14 protein-coding genes and 1 pseudogene are annotated in these 18653 nt (G+C 43.6%); 3 read left to right on the top strand and 12 right to left on the bottom strand.

Translation table 11 applies throughout. From position 1 onward, the window contains the following. Positions 1-353 precede the first annotated feature (353 nt). The 8 genes from QUB61_RS07965 to radA form a co-directional block, all read right to left on the bottom strand. Positions 354-6020: an AAA family ATPase gene (locus QUB61_RS07965; protein WP_333127541.1), complete on the bottom strand. Its 5667-nt coding sequence runs from the start codon at positions 6018-6020 to the stop codon at positions 354-356. A gap of 708 nt (positions 6021-6728) precedes the next feature. After that, positions 6729-6851: an IS1/IS1595 family N-terminal zinc-binding domain-containing protein gene (locus tag QUB61_RS39815; RefSeq protein WP_445300221.1), complete on the bottom strand. Its 123-nt coding sequence runs from the start codon at positions 6849-6851 to the stop codon at positions 6729-6731. 160 nt (positions 6852-7011) lie between these two features. Then, positions 7012-7416 carry a TIGR02588 family protein gene (locus QUB61_RS07960; RefSeq protein WP_333127539.1) on the bottom strand — a complete coding sequence of 135 codons (405 nt, stop codon included), beginning with the start codon at positions 7414-7416 and terminating at the stop codon, positions 7012-7014. Further along, positions 7413-8267 (bottom strand): TIGR02587 family membrane protein, encoded by an 855-nt coding sequence (locus tag QUB61_RS07955; RefSeq protein WP_333127537.1) that lies wholly within the window; start codon positions 8265-8267, stop codon positions 7413-7415. The genes QUB61_RS07960 and QUB61_RS07955 overlap by 4 nt, the downstream gene beginning before the upstream one ends. A gap of 462 nt (positions 8268-8729) precedes the next feature. Continuing rightward, complete coding sequence (locus tag QUB61_RS07950; protein WP_333127535.1) at positions 8730-8933, bottom strand: hypothetical protein; 204 nt, start codon at positions 8931-8933, stop codon at positions 8730-8732. A 47-nt stretch (positions 8934-8980) separates the two neighbouring features. Further along, entirely contained in the window at positions 8981-9370 is a 390-nt protein-coding gene (locus QUB61_RS07945) for a type II toxin-antitoxin system VapC family toxin (protein ID WP_333127534.1), read from the bottom strand. Further along, the gene (locus tag QUB61_RS07940; protein WP_333127532.1) at positions 9367-9603 is read right to left on the bottom strand and encodes a type II toxin-antitoxin system prevent-host-death family antitoxin; all 237 of its coding nucleotides are present in this window, start codon (positions 9601-9603) and stop codon (positions 9367-9369) included. The genes QUB61_RS07945 and QUB61_RS07940 overlap by 4 nt, the downstream gene beginning before the upstream one ends. A gap of 45 nt (positions 9604-9648) precedes the next feature. Next, positions 9649-11205, bottom strand: a complete 1557-nt coding sequence (gene radA, locus QUB61_RS07935) for a DNA repair protein RadA (protein ID WP_333127530.1) — start codon at positions 11203-11205, stop codon at positions 9649-9651. Between the two features lie 117 nt (positions 11206-11322). Between radA and QUB61_RS07930 the strand changes: the two are divergent. The 3 genes and pseudogenes from QUB61_RS07930 (at position 11323) to QUB61_RS07920 (ending at position 14296) form a co-directional block, all read left to right on the top strand. After that, a pseudogene (locus QUB61_RS07930) lies at positions 11323-12566 on the top strand (RNA-guided endonuclease InsQ/TnpB family protein). 145 nt (positions 12567-12711) lie between these two features. Beyond that, on the top strand, positions 12712-13443 hold the full coding sequence (gene rpaB, locus QUB61_RS07925) for a response regulator transcription factor RpaB (protein WP_071587789.1): 732 nt from the start codon (positions 12712-12714) through the stop codon (positions 13441-13443). 202 nt (positions 13444-13645) lie between these two features. After that, entirely contained in the window at positions 13646-14296 is a 651-nt protein-coding gene (locus QUB61_RS07920) for a cofactor assembly of complex C subunit B (protein WP_333127528.1), read from the top strand. Positions 14297-14731: 435 nt separating this feature from the next. On the opposite strand, the gene hpsJ-A is transcribed toward QUB61_RS07920, so the two are convergent. From hpsJ-A to rfbB, 4 genes are all read right to left on the bottom strand, one after another. After that, positions 14732-15409 carry an HpsJ-like protein, cyanoexosortase A-associated gene (hpsJ-A, locus tag QUB61_RS07915; protein WP_333127527.1) on the bottom strand — a complete coding sequence of 226 codons (678 nt, stop codon included), beginning with the start codon at positions 15407-15409 and terminating at the stop codon, positions 14732-14734. A 172-nt stretch (positions 15410-15581) separates the two neighbouring features. Next, the gene (locus QUB61_RS07910) at positions 15582-16250 is read right to left on the bottom strand and encodes a cyanoexosortase A system-associated protein (RefSeq protein ID WP_333127525.1); all 669 of its coding nucleotides are present in this window, start codon (positions 16248-16250) and stop codon (positions 15582-15584) included. Then, positions 16250-17101 (bottom strand): cyanoexosortase A, encoded by an 852-nt coding sequence (gene crtA, locus QUB61_RS07905; protein WP_333127523.1) that lies wholly within the window; start codon positions 17099-17101, stop codon positions 16250-16252. Before crtA ends, QUB61_RS07910 begins: the two co-directional genes overlap by 1 nt. 392 nt (positions 17102-17493) lie before the next feature. Then, positions 17494-18600 carry a dTDP-glucose 4,6-dehydratase gene (gene rfbB / locus QUB61_RS07900; RefSeq protein WP_333127521.1) on the bottom strand — a complete coding sequence of 369 codons (1107 nt, stop codon included), beginning with the start codon at positions 18598-18600 and terminating at the stop codon, positions 17494-17496. Positions 18601-18653 lie beyond the last annotated feature (53 nt).

Here is an 18653-nt window from a genome sequence, read left to right as displayed (position 1 = left end):
TATTCTTCCTTCGAGCAAGCAATACTGAGTTTTTTGCTCGGTTCCCATAAGCGTTGCAGAGTTTAAGATCGGATCCTTGCCAAAAAGCTTAAATTATTTAAATAAATTTGCCGTCAGATTGGGGTGAGAGTGGTGAGCAACGACCCAATAAACCTAGCTTCGGTAGACTTTTCCTTTGCTCACCTAATTGCCTTATTTTATTAAATATGTTAAGCGGGGTGTTTTGGTGAGCAAGGTCACTATTTAATCTCGCTTTTGAAGCGAGCGATGAAAATCTTTACTCTGGGCCCCGTCGCTTTTCTAATGCCACAAGGAAAGTAAATGCCTGGCAGCGAGCACAAGCTAAATCAATCTCAATTTTGCTGAGTTTCCTGCTTGAGAGGAATCTCAATCACGAACTCTGCTCCCTGTCCTGGCTCGGAAACACAAGTCAGGCTACCATGATGTTTTTCTACTACAATCTGGTAGCTAATAGCCAGCCCCAAACCAGTGCCAGAGCCGACAGGTTTCGTAGTAAAGAAAGGGTCAAAAACCTTCTGCCTTACTTCCTCGGTCATCCCCGCTCCATTGTCGGCAATCCGAATCTCTACTTGGTTACTATTTATGAGACTGGTGCCAATACGAATTTGTGATTTTTTACTTGAGATTGATGCTATAGGATAATTCACCCATGATTCCTCTATAGCATCAATCGCATTCCTGAGGATATTCATAAATACTTGGTTCAGGAAGCCAGCGTAACACTCTACCATAGGTAGATTTCCATATTCTTTAACAATTTCAATACCTAGATTTTCTGGCTTAGCTTTTAGCTGATTTTGCAACAATAGCAGAGTGCTATCAATCCCTTCATGGATATCTACTTCTTTCATTTCCGCCTCATCTAAGCGCGAGAAATTCCGCAGCGACAAGACAATCTGGCGGATGCGGTCTGCCCCTACCTGCATCGAATCAAGCAGTCTTGGAAAATCGGAAATTAAGAATTCCAGATCGATATTTTCTGCCAAATTCTGAATTTCAGGAGTTGCATTAGGCAATTGCTCCTGATAGAGATTCAGCAACCCCAGCAAGTCATGAAAATATTCGCTAGCGGGGGTAAGATTGCCGTAGATAAAGTTAATTGGGTTGTTAATTTCGTGAGCTATACCAGCAACCATTTGCCCCAGACTTGACATCTTTTCAGTTTGAATTAGCTGAGTCTGTGTCGCTTGCAATTCTTTGAGGGTGAGTTCAAGTTGAATTGCTTGTTCTCTCAGCAGGCTATTTTTTTGCTTGAGCTCCAGAGTCCTCTCTTCTACTTTTTGTTCAAGCGTTTGGTTGTAATCCTCTAATTGTTCATTAGCTGTTTTCAAGTTTTGAGTTGCGGTTTCCAATTTTCCATAGAGCATAGCATTTTTAAGAGATATAGCTATCTGTGAAGAAAGTATTTTTAATACCTCTAGCCTCTCCGTTGTAAAGGCACCTGTTGTGATATTATTCTCCAAATAAATAATCCCAATGAGCTTGCCTTGATTAATAATAGGCATAGATAATATTGACTTGGGTTTGGTTTTTCTGATGTAAGGATCGTTCATGAATCTTTGTGACACTGCTGCATCATTTAACACCACATTTTCTTTAGTTATGCCTACATAATTAATTATGGTAATGGGCAGATACTCAGTGTTTTCAACGGGTAATTCTGAACACAATACAACCGCATCTCTATCCACAACACCTGTAGCTTCTATCACTAACTTTCCATTTTTTTCTAAGATTAGGCAGGCCGTTGTAGCTCCAGCATTTTCCATCACAATTTTAAGTAACTTATCTAGCAACTTATCAAGAACTATTTCTTCAGCCAAGGCCAAAGATGCTTTGTTCACAGTGAACAAATCCAGAACCGCCGAACTTGATCCCGTGGTCGATGTTGTTGTTGTCCTATTAATCTCTATGCCTATGGATTCTCGCCTCAGCATCTCGGAAAATACCAAAGGATATCTAGACTCTAAATCTTTAACTTTAGTTTTTGCTCCCCAACGAATATACCCGTAGTAAGCTTGTGTCAGATAGATTCGAGCAAACTTGTCTCTGCCTAGGGAGAAATAAAACTCGGCTGCTAGTTCCGATGCTAGTGCTTCTTCCTGAATGTATCCTTGTTCTTTAGCTCCTGCTATAGCTCGGTCATAATATTCCATTGCTTCTAGAACTTGCCCTTGAAGCCGTGCTTTCTCCGCCTCTACAAGCTCATACTTATGCTGGAAGTTAAACGGAGCATTAAATGCCCATTTTTGCATTTTTTGTTGATTAGTTTCTACAATAGCAAGGTATTCTTTTTGCTCTGATATTGAAACTTGGGAATACTGAGCAAGGAGAGCCAAGGAATAGTAGAAGTTGTAAGCAGCAGCAACTACCATGGTCATGACACTAACTGCGTGTTCTGCTGCTAAACTGGCATTGGCAACAGCATTTTTAGGTTCTTTAAATAGATAAAAGAGGATCGTCTTGGCGAGATAAACAATAAATAGCAACATTCTATTGTTAGTTTCAATGAAAACAGGCAACATTTGTGTTTCATTGAAACTCTTGCCAACTAACTGAGTTTTCACCTCCGCTTCATTTTTAAGATTTAGAGTCAGTTGGTGGAGTATCTGGATGTAGTAAATAGAATAGTCTTGTTTTAGTTTGAATACTAAATTAAGATATTGCTCTTGCTCTTCTTTTATTATATCTAACGGCTTTCCCGTCAAAAAAATGCCAGAGCAATAGATAGTAGCAATATAGCCCGCATACTCTATATCTCCAGTTTCCAGTCCGCTTTGCAGCGCCTCCAGTAGTGATGTTAATGTGTCCTTAATATGAACCTTCCAGGGCTCGATCATACCATAAAATGAAACGCATACTTTACATTGAAATTCTCTAGCATTAAATTTATCCAACAGCTTTAAAGCTAGCTGACCTGCATGATAGCCTGCATTTATATCCCCAGTCATTGAATATATAATATAGCCATAAAAAGCATAACCAAAAGCAGCCAGTGCTGAATGACCCCTTTCAACAGACAGCTTCGTTTGGGTAAGTATAAGCACGGGTACAAGATCTGGCTTGACTACGCAAGCAGGAGAATGAAGGCTGATCAGTATCCGCAAGGCTGCTAATTGATACGGATCTGTCATTTCTGGAATATTGTCTAAATCCGTGAGTTCTGGTAGCTCAACCACAAAATCCCCGTCACCTACGTCATTTGACAAGGAAACACCCAGCATATCCAGCACTTGCAGCCCGGTATCAATGGCTTTTAACATCTGACTTTGAGCCATATAAAACTGGATTTGTAGCTCGTATACTTTCACTCTTTCGAGTAGGGTGCTAGCTTGTTGCAGAACAACTTCAGCAAGAGTTGCAGACCTTTCGTAATTGGTAGTAAGATATTCTGCTTCTACGGCTTCTACATAAAGTGCTAGTGTCAGATCGTAGTTACTCTGCCAACTGTTTTGTGGTAAGAGTTTTAACCCTACTCTTAATTGCATAACAGCAGCTTCATAAGCTGATGCTGCTTTGGCTTTTCGAGCAGCCATTAAATTTAATTGAGCCAGCTTGTATTTTTCTTCTTGCTCAGTAATGAATTCTACTCCGATATTTAGCTGGTTAACAATATCAAAGACATTTTCTTCTAGGGTGTCTTGAGCTGTATTGTGTAACAGGAGTTGACCAATTTTTAGGTGGGTGGTTTTTTGTTCCTCAGAAGGAATTAGAGAATAAGCCGCTTGCTGAACCCGGTCATGCAAAAATTTGTAGGATACTTTGTAAGTATTAATTTCTGACGGGGTTCCTTGGCTATTGCTTATTATCAAGGACTCATTACCTTTGCACAGTAACGGTATTTTGTAAGCACTTTCCCCGATGGGCAGAATTAAACCAGTCTGAAGCCCATCCCATAAAGCAGATGCCGTTTCTGATATAGATTTTTCACTTACTATTGCCAAAACGTCTAAATTAAATCGGTTGCCAATACAAGCTGCTAACTTTAAAACTTTCTGGCTGTCTCGAGGCAGTTTTTGAATGTTTCTGGCTATGAGCTCTACGACATTATAATCTGCGATCGCCACACTTTGAATTTGCCCCATATCCCACTGCCATCTGCCAATACTGAAGTCAAATTTCAACAGTTTTTCGGCGTACAGGGAGGTGAGCAGTTGAGTGAGGAAGAAGGGATTGCCTTGAGTTTTATTGAAAACTAACTCAGCTAATAACTTGCACTTTTCTCTTTCATTGTGATTGTTTTTAGCAAGCAAACTTTCTCCCTCAATTTCTCCGTATTGCTCGGAAAAACCAGCAATAGAGGGGACTGCTGATGAGCGGTTGTCACCCAAAGTGTCAGCAACTAATTGATTGACTGTACTAAGTGTCAACGGTTGGAGAACGATATTATGTATTATTGACCCGCAGGAATAAATACTATCTAAGGTCTGCATTAACGGATGAGTTGGGCTGACTTCGTTATCTCGATAGGCCCCAATCACCAATAAATATTGGCTATCTCGGTCAGTTAGCAGCACATGAACCAATTTCAAAGAAGCAGAATCGGCCCACTGCAAATCATCTAAAAATAAAACTAGCGGATGTGCTTTTTGGGTAAAAACATGAATGAATTGTTTAAAGGTCAGATTGAAACGGTTTTGTGATTCGCTTGACCCTAATTGAGAAACTTCAGGTTGCTCACCAACGATCAATTCCAATTCCGGGATAACGTCAATTATAACTCTAGTATTTTGACCTAAATCATTTAAAATCTTATGTTTCCACAAGTTGATTTTTTCAGAGCTTTCTGTTAATACTTGGCGAATTAGTTCTTGAAAAGCTTGAATTAAAGCTCCATAGGGAATATTACGTTTAAATTGGTCAAACTTGCCAGCGATAAAATAACCCCTTGCTCCGACAATGGGTTTGTGGATTTCATAAACTAAGCAAGATTTACCTATTCCTGAGTAACCGGAAACTAGCATGAGCTCGGCTGTTCCAGTGCTAACCCGCTCAAAGGCATCCATCAGTGTGGCTACTTGTGCTTCTCGTCCGTACAGTTTTTGTGGGATCAGAAATTGACCGGACTTATCACGCTCACCCAGTATGAAGTTTGAAATATTGCCAGTTTGTTGTAATTGATTTAAACATTGTTCTAGATCCGCTTTGATACCATAACCACTTTGATATCTATCTTCAGCAGTTTTGGCTAATAATTTCATCACTATGTCACAAATCGCTTTGATAATCTCACGATTTTGACTTTTAAAGGTGGGATTGTCTCTGGTAATTTTTACTCTGCTCTTTTGCTCGTACCCCCATATAATTTCCCAGAGGTGGACAGGCTGTTTAGCGATGTGGCAGTGAACTAATTCCATCGGATCTGTAGCCTGAAATGGCACTTCACCGCACAGCATTTCATAGAAGGTGATACCTAAAGAGTAGAAGTCGGTGCGATAGTCAATTGAGCGATTCATCCGCCCTGTTTGCTCTGGCGATATATAGGCGAGTGTGCCTTCTAGTAAAGTGGGATGGCTGAGTGTTGAGGTTTCTCTAGACAACCGCGTGGCAATGCTAAAGTCAGTAATTTTTACGTCGAGCGTAGCAGGAGTAATGATGATATTTGTCGGCTTAATATCTTTATGAATAATTTTGTTGTCATGCAACTTACCCAGAGTATCTGCTAACTGAATAGCAATTTCCAAAAACTCTTTGAGTTCTAGTTGGCGATGATTCAAAAAGTTGTTGAGGGCTTCTCCTTTTGAATCTTCCAATATTATTGCTAGACCATTACGATCATTTTCCAATCCATAAGCCTTGACAATACCTTCTAAATTGAGATGTCGGGAGATTTCATATTCATGTCTCAACTGCATAATCTCTTCGAGAGTAGGATAGTCTGCGATCAGGGTTTTGATAATCACAGCAGTATGATCTTCCCTCCTATCTGCGCGATAAACTACTGTATTTAAACCCACATTAATTTTTTCGATGAGTTTGTACTTAGCCTTAATATTCATAAATATTGTACCTCTGTTAACAGTAGAGTATTTGATGGTGTGCGAAAGTAAATAGTAGCGGCAGTTTCCCTAAAAATCTCATTCTTTCTTTAATAGTGAACCCTGAAAAAAATGTTTTTTGGTTAATTAGCTTAAAAATGATGTCTGAACTATTGTAAAATAGATCACATTTTTTATCTAATTTTTATATTTTTGATGATAGCACATCCCGCGGCGAAGTAAATAGGCGCAAAAAAATATCAATGGTCTGTAGTGGGGGGTTTAACCCCTAATCATGGCTAGGAGAGATTTTGCCCTTTTAAAATCCGCCTCGCCCGCCTTCGTTTACAGCGGTTTTCAACCGTATGAGGTACAGTAACAACAATGAGTGAACCAATTTTTGATATCTTTGAGAGTGAGCGATTCGACTCCGTACAATTGCTGACTCTCAGGTGTCACTACTTACGTGCACCAACCGAACGTAGATATTCTTTGAGCTTAGACTCTTTTACTTTTAATTAGATTTAAATCCGGAGAAAAAGGAGACAGGTAAATAACTGGCTTCTCCTACGGCTTCAATCGACGCTTCGGGGTATCCCAGCATATTTCTCATTAACGTAGGGTTGGAGCCATTGCTGAGAAATCTGGATCGCACGAGCAATCCCGGCAAGTGAAATACGTTCTAACCACAATCGATCAATTAGTTCTCGTGTCTCCTGCTCAATCACCTTATGAATGCGGATGTTCAACGAATTGCCGATCGCACTTAACACACTTAAACCGCTGTTTACTGTTGTGAATGCGACCGTTTTTGACTGTCTGGCAAGAAGAACAGTTAGGACAAAGAGGCATTGTCAGGGATAGATTACCAAGAACTACTGCTAATCTAGTATCATTACTTCTAGGGCACTACCGGAAAAACCTTGTCTTTTTCCTAATCGCTAGAAAATCACATAGTAGTGAAGTGCTATTTTGTACATCACTACGATGTATCATTACTTATTTAGCACTACTAAGGTAGTTTATAACTGCTCGATCGCACAATCAATTGACCTTGACTGGGGTTGCGGCTGAAGATAAAAGCTCCTTCTTGAGTTTCGCCGCTTGACAAAAAATCAATTTGCTGGTCGCCGGATTCCAAGACTTCGCCGTTGACGCGCAGTTCGGCAATAATTTGCACTGATTCGGCCGTTTCGCCGCCCGTGTTAGTTACTGTAAACGGCACGTAAAATTGCCCTTGAGTTTCGCGAATAGGCGTGTTGCGAGTGACAGAAATAATCGGAGGTTCGTGTTTTTTAGTCAGCCAGTTATAGAGTACGAGTCCGATGAGTATAGAAAGGATCGAGCAGGCGATCGCAAATGTCGCCCATTCAGCAGGAGTTCTTTTTTGTTGCTGTTCGTTATTACTTTCACTCATACTGCCAACCTCCCTGCGGCGCCGCCAATAGTCGCGGGCAATCCCAATACTAACGTATAGCTCAACCAAATCGACCACGGGTCGTCAAAACTGAGTTTGTGGAAAAAAAACATCATAAATGCAGAAGCCGCCAGCGACACTAAATAGGCCATGACAGTTTCGCTGAGGGGACGCTGAAAAATCCCTTGCTGTTGCTGCCGTTTTGCTTGATAAGTAAAGCCTGCTACAAATACAATACCGTAGGAAATTAGCAGCGAAGCGGCGATAATTGCTAATTGCCAAGGCGGCGAAATCGCTGCTGCTAGCATGGGAATTTCGTCAGTTGGGGCGATATTGAAAGCAATTATCATCGCGCCGATTAAAGTAGCGCCGATATCTGCTAGAGTTGGATTAATGGTAGGTTCGTTTTCGCTGTCTGAACTTTGATAGCGATCGCCGCTCAAGAAACCTCTTGCCAGGGCAACTCCCAAGGAAAACGGCAGGCCTTCAAAGATAATTTTCCCCAAAGTTTCTTGCAGCGGAGTCTCCGGGGTAATTTCCCTGAGCAAAAACAGGACAAAAGCCGCGCAGACAATGCCGATGGCGATTGCTTCTACGGTATCGATTGCAGCATCTCGCCAGCGGATGTCCTTAGTTTTGCGAAAACCTTCAGTGCGAGTCAGCAAGAAAACGACGATAAAGGTAGTTGCGATCGCGATCGACATTTCCGCTGGTTTAGTATACGAACCGATCCACCAAACCTCCATGGTATAAAGCAGGGGAGTACCGAACAAAAAGCCGCCCGATGCACCTCGAATGATGTCGTTTAGTTCATTTGACCACTGATTTTTACGTCTTTTTGATTTTTTCATGTTTGATTGAAAACGCACCTCAAAAAAGGCAATCTCTAATTTGACATATTTCAAGTGTTATCGTAGATAGCATCTGCACTCAACTTTGTGCATAAGCTATTAAAATTTCCTCTCTAGAAATTCCCGCATGAGTACAAATTGCTCTCAGTGTCCCTGATTTTATTTTATCGTGGTTAGGCATTACTAACGGAGTCTCCGTGCCATCCTGATTCTATCGCACCATGACAATATGTTCGCGTTCTCTAATAATCCGAAAACTCAACAACTGAAATGTTCTGATGATATCATGTCCGATCGATTGACCATAATATCCCGGCCGGGCGGGTTTTTGAGATTGGAGATTGTTGGCAGATATTGGCAGGTTTACCCGCCCCTACCTGATTTCGGGCGAAGCGAAGCGGAGGGAATCGACCGGACATGATATGACTCGTCTTTTAGAAGCATCGACAGGAAACTTTGACATTAAATAGCCACGTCTGCTTCTACTAAAAAAGTCTCGATCGCAGGTAATTCGTTTTCCATTGTTTCTTTGCCAAATACTTCTATGTAGCAGCGAATAGCTGACTTGACATCAGCTAAGGCTTCTTCATAGGTGTCACCTTCACCAACTACGGCACCTTTGATACCAAGGGGATAGGCTACATAACCATCGGAATGTTTTTCCATGATGATTTTAAATTGTTTTATCTTCGCCTCTTTATTTTTAAACTAACTTAATTCACCACACCCGCGCTCGCATAAGCATCAAAAATAGCATCAACGCTCAAAATCGGTATCTGTTCCGCCATAGATTGTGCAATTATCAGCCTGTCAAATGGGTCACGGTGATGCAAAGGCAGTGAAGCCACAACCTCAATGTGCTGGAGATTAATCTCCAGTAGTCCGATATTGCTAACAGTGAGTTGCTGTCCGACAAACTCCATAAAAGGCAGACTAAAGTTTAGCCTGCCTATGCTGTGCTTAATCGCCATTTCCCAGATGCTAGCTATACTGACTAGCTTCTCGTTATTTTCATTTTCAATTAGCAGTTTGACATGGGCGCTAAGTCTAGGGTTGTCCGTGACATACCAAATGAAAGTATGAGTGTCCAACAACAACCTCATTCCATATACTCCTTAAACTCTTCTAGCGGTTCGTCAAAATCATCGGACATCCAAACCATTCCTTTAGCACTCCCAGCTTTGGATGGCCAGCGCTTCTTATTAGCTGGGGGTATTCCTACCAATTTTACAACAGGCTGGTTATCTTGAGTAATCGCCACTTCTTCGCCTCTCATCGCCGCTTCGATTAATTCCAGAAGCTTTTCTTTTGCCTCAATAATGTCTACTTGATACATAATTTATGCCTCCTTACTCTCAATTTCCAACATTACTATTCTAACTCAATTCAACAAATCATCTTCGTCCAAATCAACCGACTGCAACTCCAAATCAACCGACTGCAACTGAGCCGGAGTAGCCGGAATCGCCGCAATAATTGCATCGATTACTTTCGCCACCGGAATAATCTCCATCCCCAAATCTGGCACGGGTTGATTCTTAGGAACGATCGCCCTTTTGAAACCCAGTTTCGCCGCCTCCCTCAGCCGCAACTCTAATTGCGAAACCGGCCGCACCTGTCCCCCCAAACCAACTTCCCCAAGCAAGACAGTGCGTGCATCAACCACCCGATCGCGAAAACTGGCCACAACGGCGATCGCAACTGCCAAATCCGCCGCCGGTTCGTCCACCTTCAACCCGCCCACCGTCGCCAAAATCACATCTAATTTAGATAAAGGAATCCCCACCCTTTTCTCCAAAACAGCTAAAATTTGCTGCAATCTAGCATTGTCCACACCAGTAGTAGTGCGGCGCGGGGAACCGAAACTTGCAGGGCTGACTAAGGCCTGAATTTCCACTAAAATCGGTCGAGTTCCTTCGCAAGTAACAGTCGTCGAAGTACCGGGAGAAAATTCATCTCTATTTCCTAAAAACAACTCCGACGGATTATCTACTTCTCGCAAACCGTGGGCTACCATTTCAAAAACGCCGATTTCGTGAGTCGCGCCAAAACGGTTTTTCATCGATCGCAAAAGTCGATGAGAAGCAAAGCGATCGCCCTCAAAATACAGTACAGTATCTACCAAATGTTCCAAAACCCTCGGCCCGGCCAAAGCTCCATCTTTCGTAACGTGACCGACAATAAATAAAGTAATATTTTCCCTTTTCGCTACCTGCATCAAAGCAGATGTACATTCCCGCACCTGAGCCACCGAACCCGGAGCCGATGTTAAACTAGCAAAATAAATAGTTTGGATGCTGTCAATCACCGCCACATTCGGTTTCAGCGCTTCCAACTCCCGCAAAACAACTTCTAAATCCGTCTCGGGAAGCAAATAGAAATTCTCCGCTGAATTGTCCTCGGAATCCGTTTTAGCTTCCCCGTTGCGATCGGATTTATGCCCGCCGTTGCTTGACAACTCAACCGGATTAGCCACGCCCAAACGCTGCGATCGCAACTTCACCTGCTGGCCGGACTCCTCGGCACTGACATACAGTATCCGATCCTTGCGGGCCAACATATTCGCCACCTGCAACAGTAGCGTCGATTTCCCGATTCCCGGTTCCCCCCCAATCAACACCAGGGATCCGGGAACAATCCCGCCTCCCAAAACTCGATCGAGTTCCCCGTAACCCGAAGGCCAGCGAGACTGAGTTTGGTCAGCAATCTGCGATAATCTGAAAGATACCCTTGGTTGACCCTTCGACTTATCAGGGGGCGAACCGCCCACTGTCTTAGTTGTCACCCCAGTTAAACCAGCCCGCGGCACACCTGCAGTAGGTTGTTCTACCTGCTCGTCAAAAGAATCCCACTTCTGACAGCTAGGACACCTGCCAAAATATTGTGGTGAATCATACCCGCATTCCCGACAAATATATTGTATTCGAGGCTTAGGCATTGTTTACCAAAAAGATGGGTTTAAAGCCCCGCACTTCAGGGCTACTTGTTAATCTATAGTAGCATTTCAAGCCCTTCTTATATTAGGTGTGCTACTATAAGAATAGGAGGAAATTCTATGCTAGTTCTTGAGTTCAAAGCCTACGGCAAAGCGTTTCAGTTCGTTGCAGTAGACGAGGCGATTCGGATAACTCAGTTTATTCGGAACAAATCGCTCAGGCTGTGGATGGATGGCAACGCTAAGTCTTGGTTAGAGATGTCTCGGAACTGTGCTGTTCTGGCAAAAGAATTTGACTTGGCAAATAGATTAAATTCTATGGCAAGGCAGGCTAGTGCAGAACGGGCATGGGCTGCAATAACTCGGTTCTACGAAAATTGCCAGAAAAAGACTCTCAAGAAAAAAGGTTTCCCTAAATTCCAGAAAAATTGTCGCTCTGTAGAATACAAAACCTCTGGGTGGAAACTGGCAGAAGACCGAAAATCAATCACCTTCACCGATAAATGTGGGATAGGTAAACTCAAGCTGAAAGGGACTCGCACTCTGCTGTTCTATAGCTTAGACCAAGTAAAACCGGTTCGACTGGTGAAGAGAACTGATGGTGTCTATGTTCAGTTTAGTATTTCCGTAGACCGCTCTGAATCTATCCCCGCAACGGGTAATGCTATTGGGTTAGATGTGGGTTTGAAGGAATTCTATACCGATTCAAAGGGTGAAACAGCAATCAATCCCCGATTCCTCCGCACAGGTGAATTGAGATTAAAGAAGGCCCAAAAGCGCTTATCAAAGGGGGTTAAGGGTTCAAACAATCGTCGCAAAGCACGGGTGGTTCTGGGTAAGAGGCATCTCAAAATAAGTAGGCAATCGTATTGCACCATGCTGTCAAGTTAGCGCGGTGCGTAATCACATCAAACGATGTAGTGGCCTAGGTCGATTTGAGAGTGCGAAATATGGTAAAGAATCACTGCCTTGCAAAATCGATTAACGACGCATCTTGGTATCAGTTCCGTATTTGGCTGGAATATTTCGGCAAGGTGTTTGGGAAAATCACGATTGCCGTAAATCCAGCTTATACGAGCCTTGAATGCTCTAGCTGTGGGACAGTGGTGAAAAAGACTCTATCCACCCGTACCCATGCTTGTCAGTGTGGATGCGTCCTAGATAGAGACCACAATGCAGCTAGAAATATCCTGAGTCGAGGATTAAGTACGACGGGGCACGTCGGAACTTTTGGACGAGATCCAATAAACGTTTGGGGAGTTGAGACCGCTACTGAGGTTGGTGCAAACCTATCTCAGCAATTCACGACGCGGAACCAAGAATCCCTGCGCCTTGAGACCGGGGAGTGTCAATATGATAAATAGTCACCCTAACATTTAGAAAAGTTTGAGTTAAAGCAATTATCAAGCTTTCAGACCGAGCCCCACACATGATTCAATTGGTGTCTTCTATGATAGGGTACAAAAAATTAACACTATCTGAAATGTAACTTAAGGAGTGCTCGGTAACTTGGAAAACCATAAAGAAAAAATTCTGGTAGTCGATGACGAAGCCAGTATCCGCCGCATTCTGGAGACTCGCCTTTCCATGATTGGCTACGATGTCGTCACCGCTGCTGACGGCGAAGAAGCTCTGGAAACATTTCGCAACACCGAACCCGACTTAGTGGTTTTGGACGTGATGATGCCGAAGCTAGACGGTTACGGCGTCTGTCAGGAGTTGCGCAAAGAGTCAGACGTGCCCATCATCATGCTAACTGCTTTGGGAGACGTAGCCGATCGCATCACCGGTTTAGAATTGGGCGCCGACGATTACGTCGTCAAACCTTTCTCTCCCAAAGAACTCGAAGCCCGCATCCGTTCGGTACTGCGGAGGGTTGACAAAAACGGCGCCTCGGGGATTCCCAGTTCCGGAGTCATCCACGTCACCAATATTAGGATTGACACAAACAAGCGCCAAGTTTACAAAGGCGACGAACGAATTCGGCTCACGGGCATGGAATTCAGCCTGTTAGAACTGCTTGTCAGCCGTTCTGGAGAGCCTTTTTCGCGATCGGAAATTTTGCAGGAAGTGTGGGGATACACGCCAGAACGCCACGTAGACACCCGCGTAGTGGACGTTCACATCTCGCGGCTTAGGGCCAAGTTGGAAGACGACCCCAGCAATCCCGAATTAATTCTCACCGCCCGGGGCACAGGCTATCTGTTCCAGCGAATTGTCGAAATTGGAGAAGTAGGATAAAGTCAGTTGGCAGTTGGCAGTTGGCAGTTGGCATTAGTTAAATTACCAACTACCAATTACCAATGACTAATGACTAATGATTACTGACTGTTGACTGTTGACTGTTGACTGTTGACTGTTGACTAATGACTACTGACTACTGACTAATGACTGCTGACTGTTGACTAATGACTAATGACTAATGACTAATGACTAATGACTAATGACAAAATCTGATCCCAATAGAGTTTTGCGGCAATTGCCCTTAGTTGCAGGAGGGTTAGCAGGTACGCTGCTAATGGTCAACCGCTTGCTGACAGAGCAAATCACAGATTCTCAAGCTCGATCGGACGCTTTGGGAGTAATTATCAGCGCTCTGCTGATTTTAACAGGTTTGCTGTGGCAGCAGGTGCAAGCGCGATCGCCGGATTCGGTAAAACTTATAGGCGAAGAAGGTTTTGAATTTGCGCCGGATTTGCCTGAGGCTGTGAAAATAGAATTAGCCTGGGCGTCGCGTTTGCTGTTGACAAATACCGCCACAAGGTCGATCGTGATTTTGTATCAAGGAAAAATCCTATTGCGGCGCGGCATTTTAGGCATCAATCCCGAAGTCAAACCCGGGCCGATTTTGCAGCGAGTGTTCGACAAAAACAAACCAGTTTATTTAGTAAATCTCAATATTTATCCCGGGCGAATTGAATTTGACTATTTGCCAGAAAATACTCAAGGAGTCATCTGTCAGCCAATCGGCACTCAAGGCGTTTTAATCTTAGGTGCTAACGCACCCCGCAGCTACACAAAACAAGATGAAAACTGGGTCGAAGGGATTGCAGACAAACTAGAAAATACCCTCATACAGCACCTAAGTTCTTAACTTTGTAGGGTGCGCATTCCGCACCTTCCGATAACATTTAAACCGAGCTACTATAACAAGTAATTTGCTTCTCAATCTGCACCGTTTACTCAACAGCTTACCGAGCGAGGGTTCTATCCGTATTGAGCTAGTCAAAGGACTCCTAGTATTTCGCATTTCTACCAAAATACAGAAGCGAATAGAAACCTTAATCCCTCAAAAATCAGTCAACCAAACTCACGGGTTTTCACCGCCATCCTGCTGACCAAATTATTGTAGCAACAGCGAAAATACATGAGTGTCCGGTGCTGACGGCTGACGCGAAAATTTTGGCATATCCTGAAGTGCAGACTCTTAAATAATAGAAGTTGAAATGTGTGGCTTCTGTTTGCATTTATAAGTTGGTAGGGTGAGCAATGCGCACCTTACCAACTCAAAACTCAAAACTCAAAACTACTACCGAGCCCAATCAGTACCGCGCCACAGCGTAAAAAACAAAACACTAGAAATCAGCGCGCCCAGCAGCCACTTAACAGCATTTTTAAATAACCCCAAGCGCTGATTTGACTGAACCGCGTCTTTTTGCGTCTGCAACCGTTCCTTAGCCGGAGTAATTCTCGAAAGAATTTGGTCTTTCAATTGCTGTGGGTTTTCCGTATCCGCTTGTACCCCCAAACGGGTAAGTTCCGCCGCCAAATTCTTTAAATCTTGAGGACTACCCTTAGTCAGCCGTTCTTCCACCTGCTGCAACTGAGCAAATTGTTGCTTTGCTTGAGTATCAATTTGCTGGTTGTTTTGGTTGTTGACGTAGATAGTGCCAAAAATTCCCAAAGGCAGCATTAATAGAAAAACCAGACCTAGCAGCAGACACACCCAAGACAAAAGCTTCAAAAAAAGGTTTTCCAAACTTCTGCGGTCGTACCCTTCTCCAAAAAATATCAGCGCCATTGCCAGTAGAGGAACTGGCACCCGTTCCACTATTGCCCCAATCGTCTGCAATTCCCAGAGGCGATTGCCAAAATTTGCTGGTATAAGAGTTGCAATCGTATCTAATACAGACAAAATTAATAGACCGTAGCCAATCCAACGCAGCCTGTAGATAGAAAAACCTTGATCGCCTTGTACGTCATTCATAAAATCATCAGAGTTGTTGTTAAGAAAAATCTCTCTCGATCCCGCCCAAAAACGGATACCGTGCCACGTACTCCTGTCGTGGAGAGTCAAAAATTTTAGACTCTTGTTCAAGCTTCCAGATTCATCTGTGGAGTAAATCTAAAATCTCAAATCTAAAATCGACTGACTCGGCTCAAGGCTCGGGAAATCGCGGCTGCCACCACCGATACCAAGAAACCCAAGCATTCTCTAGAATTTTTTTGGCATCTTCTGGAGTTGTTTTATCCAAAGGCACAGACATCTGAGTCCACAAACAGCGCAGGTCTTGAATATTTCCCCGACCCAACAACCAAAACAGAATGCGGTTGGGGTGCCAATCGCGAGTATTTCGATTATATCTAAACTGTTGGGAAGTGACTGTAGCACCGCCGCTAGGATTGATACACGAACTCAAATACAGTCGATTTTTCAGTTGCAAAATTCCGTGAAACCCCGCGCCTTGAGTGTTTACTAATGCTAGTTTACCAGGAGACGACTTGAGAACTGTATGTCCCTTCATCATATCTTCCACTTCCCCAATGGTGCCTACGGCATAGCGCATCTCTATTTCTAGAGCCATGCTATTTTTTTGATATTCATATTTCCTGGCAGCTTTGACTTGTGAATTGTCGCTAATTTCGAGCGGCGCGCTCTTGTACAGTTCCCAATCGGCTAGAGGCACCGACTCGGGAAACTCAAACGGGGTTGCCTGATTATTGGGGGCAGATGGATAGAAAACCAATTTTCCGGCAACCAACAAAACCCCTCCCAAAGTAACAGCCAACAGGGAAAGCCTAACTGGTTTCCAAGAGGTAATAGCCATTAGCAATTCTGTTCTTCCTTATTTTGGGGTTGGTCTTTCAAAATTGCAAACCAGCAGAATAAACCGAAAATAAATACAGCAATCATCGAAAAGATTACCGAACCACTTCCTTCGTGCCAGTATTTAAATGCTTCGGGTTGAGATAGCGATACCAGCACTGCCAGGAGAGCAACTCGCGCAGCATTCACTACAAATGCACTAATTATTGCCACGAGTGGCACTACAATTTTCTGACCCACCGTTGTTGGAAACATTAGCAAGAAAATTACAGCCATTCCTAACAATTGTAGAATCACATTCGCCCCCGAACAGCCGTGATACACTTCTACGCTTCCCTTTTCCAGGATTAGCAAAACCCCTTTCCGCAAAACTTCAAATCCTAGATAGTGCAGGATAAAAGCTGAAAACTTTGCTGTTAATAGGGCTATATCAACTAATACTCCGATCAATCCGGGAGGAATAGCTGTATAGCCAAGAATTAGAAGTTCCTGCCAATATTGTTTCAGTCCTTTTGTGCCAGAAGCCAGCAATGCGAGACTGATTCCAGACAAAAAAGGTGTTGCTCTGAGAAACAAGTCGTATCCAGATATCGACGAACTTTTGAGCAATATTAAAGCAATTAACGAGGCCCCAAAAAAGCTGGCGAAAACTCCGCTTTCAAAAGTTAACGATTCGTGCCTTTCCCAAATGAGAAATGCCACGACTCCCCAAAACAGTAACATTGTGCCGAATAGGTCAGTGTCGTTTGTTCTAGAAGTCAGAGTTAGGTGCAGGGCTATCAAACCGGAGGCGATGCCTAACAGCCAGTATTTAGGTTCTTGGACGTGCTTGAGCCAGTTGATTTCGGTCATTGCTACTTTCTGTTTTTAGTAAAAGCTTCTAAAATGCTTACTTAACCTGGTAACTCTATACAAATTATCCGCCAGAAACACTTGAATTTATGCGTTTGGGATGATTGTTAACTAAATCTTCACAAAATTTGACAAAAGTAAATGTTTGTGATATTTACGTCCACCTAATTAAATCTGAAGTTAGGCGCTGATACCAAAGAAAGCGGGTTTTTTAACTCCTGGCGATCGCACTCCACGAAAGATTTTCCTCCCTCAAACCCGGTTTCTGCGCGGCTGAGTTTAAATGTAAAGCAATTCGGCAAGACCGAAACCTTTTTGGACGCACTCTTGAGCTTGAAAACCTGGTTTTTTATCGGTTCGGGTTTCTGGCGGCCCGTGCGCCCAAGAGTAGATTAATTAGAGTAGATTTTCTGGTAGTAAGTTTGATATTCCTCCGAAAGCAGGGGTTCCCACCACATACGATTGGCCAAGTACCATTCCACAGTTTGTCGCAAACCTTCTTCAACTGTTACTGAGGGAGTCCAACCTAACTCTGTTTTAATTTTGGTGGCATCAATAGCATAACGCCGATCGTGCCCGGCTCTGTCTTTGACAAATGCGATCGATTGTTCGCAAGGACGCACGGGCAAATCAGAAGCTAATTCGTCCATTAGCTGGCACAGCATTTTTACTAAATCGAGATTTTTTACCTCGTTGTTACCGCCAACATTGTAGGTTTCCCCTGGTTTGCCGCGGTGGATAACGGCATCTAAAGCGCGGCAGTGGTCGAGCACGTAGAGCCAATCTCGCACGTTTTGACCGTCGCCGTATACTGGCAGCGGTTTGCCCAATAGCATATTGATGCACATTAATGGAATGAGCTTTTCTGGGAAGTGATACGGACCGTAATTGTTTGAACAGTTGGTGATAATTGTCGGGACGCCGTAGGTGTGGAAATAAGCGCGGGCGAGGTGGTCGCTACCAGCTTTGGAAGCTGAGTAAGGACTGTTGGGCGAGTACGCGGTTGTTTCTGTAAATGCTGGGTCGTCGGGGCCGAGACTGCCGTAAACTTCGTCGGTAGAAACGTGGAGGAAGCGCATTTGTGCTTTGAGAGAGAACTCATCAATTGCTTCTAAATGCTTGCGGAAGGCTTCTAAAAGTGTGAAGGTTCCGACAACGTTTGTTTGAACAAAGGCTCCTGGCCCGATAATTGACCTGTCTACGTGGGATTCTGCGGCCAAGTGGGCGACTGTGTTGATGTTTTCTTCTTTCAGCAAGGTATCGATTAGGGTACGATCGCAAATATCCCCCTGCACAAACCGAAAATTTTCTCCTCCTTCCAAAGTTGCCAGGGTTTGTCTGTTTCCGGCGTAGGTTAAAGCGTCGAGTACGACTACTCGATCGCCCGGATAGCTGCTGCACCAGTGATGCACAAAATTCGATCCTATAAATCCAGCTCCGCCCGTCACCAACAATCGCCGAGGGGATCGCTGAATGCCTTGATTCCCGCTGTCTGTCATAAAAATAAGAGTTTTTCCAATAACTAAGTCTTTTCAAAAGTACCGTTAAAAGT

Source organism: Microcoleus sp. C2D2 (genome assembly GCF_036702495.1).
GTDB lineage: Bacteria > Cyanobacteriota > Cyanobacteriia > Cyanobacteriales > Microcoleaceae > Microcoleus.
This window is presented reverse-complemented; position numbering and strand designations above follow the sequence as displayed.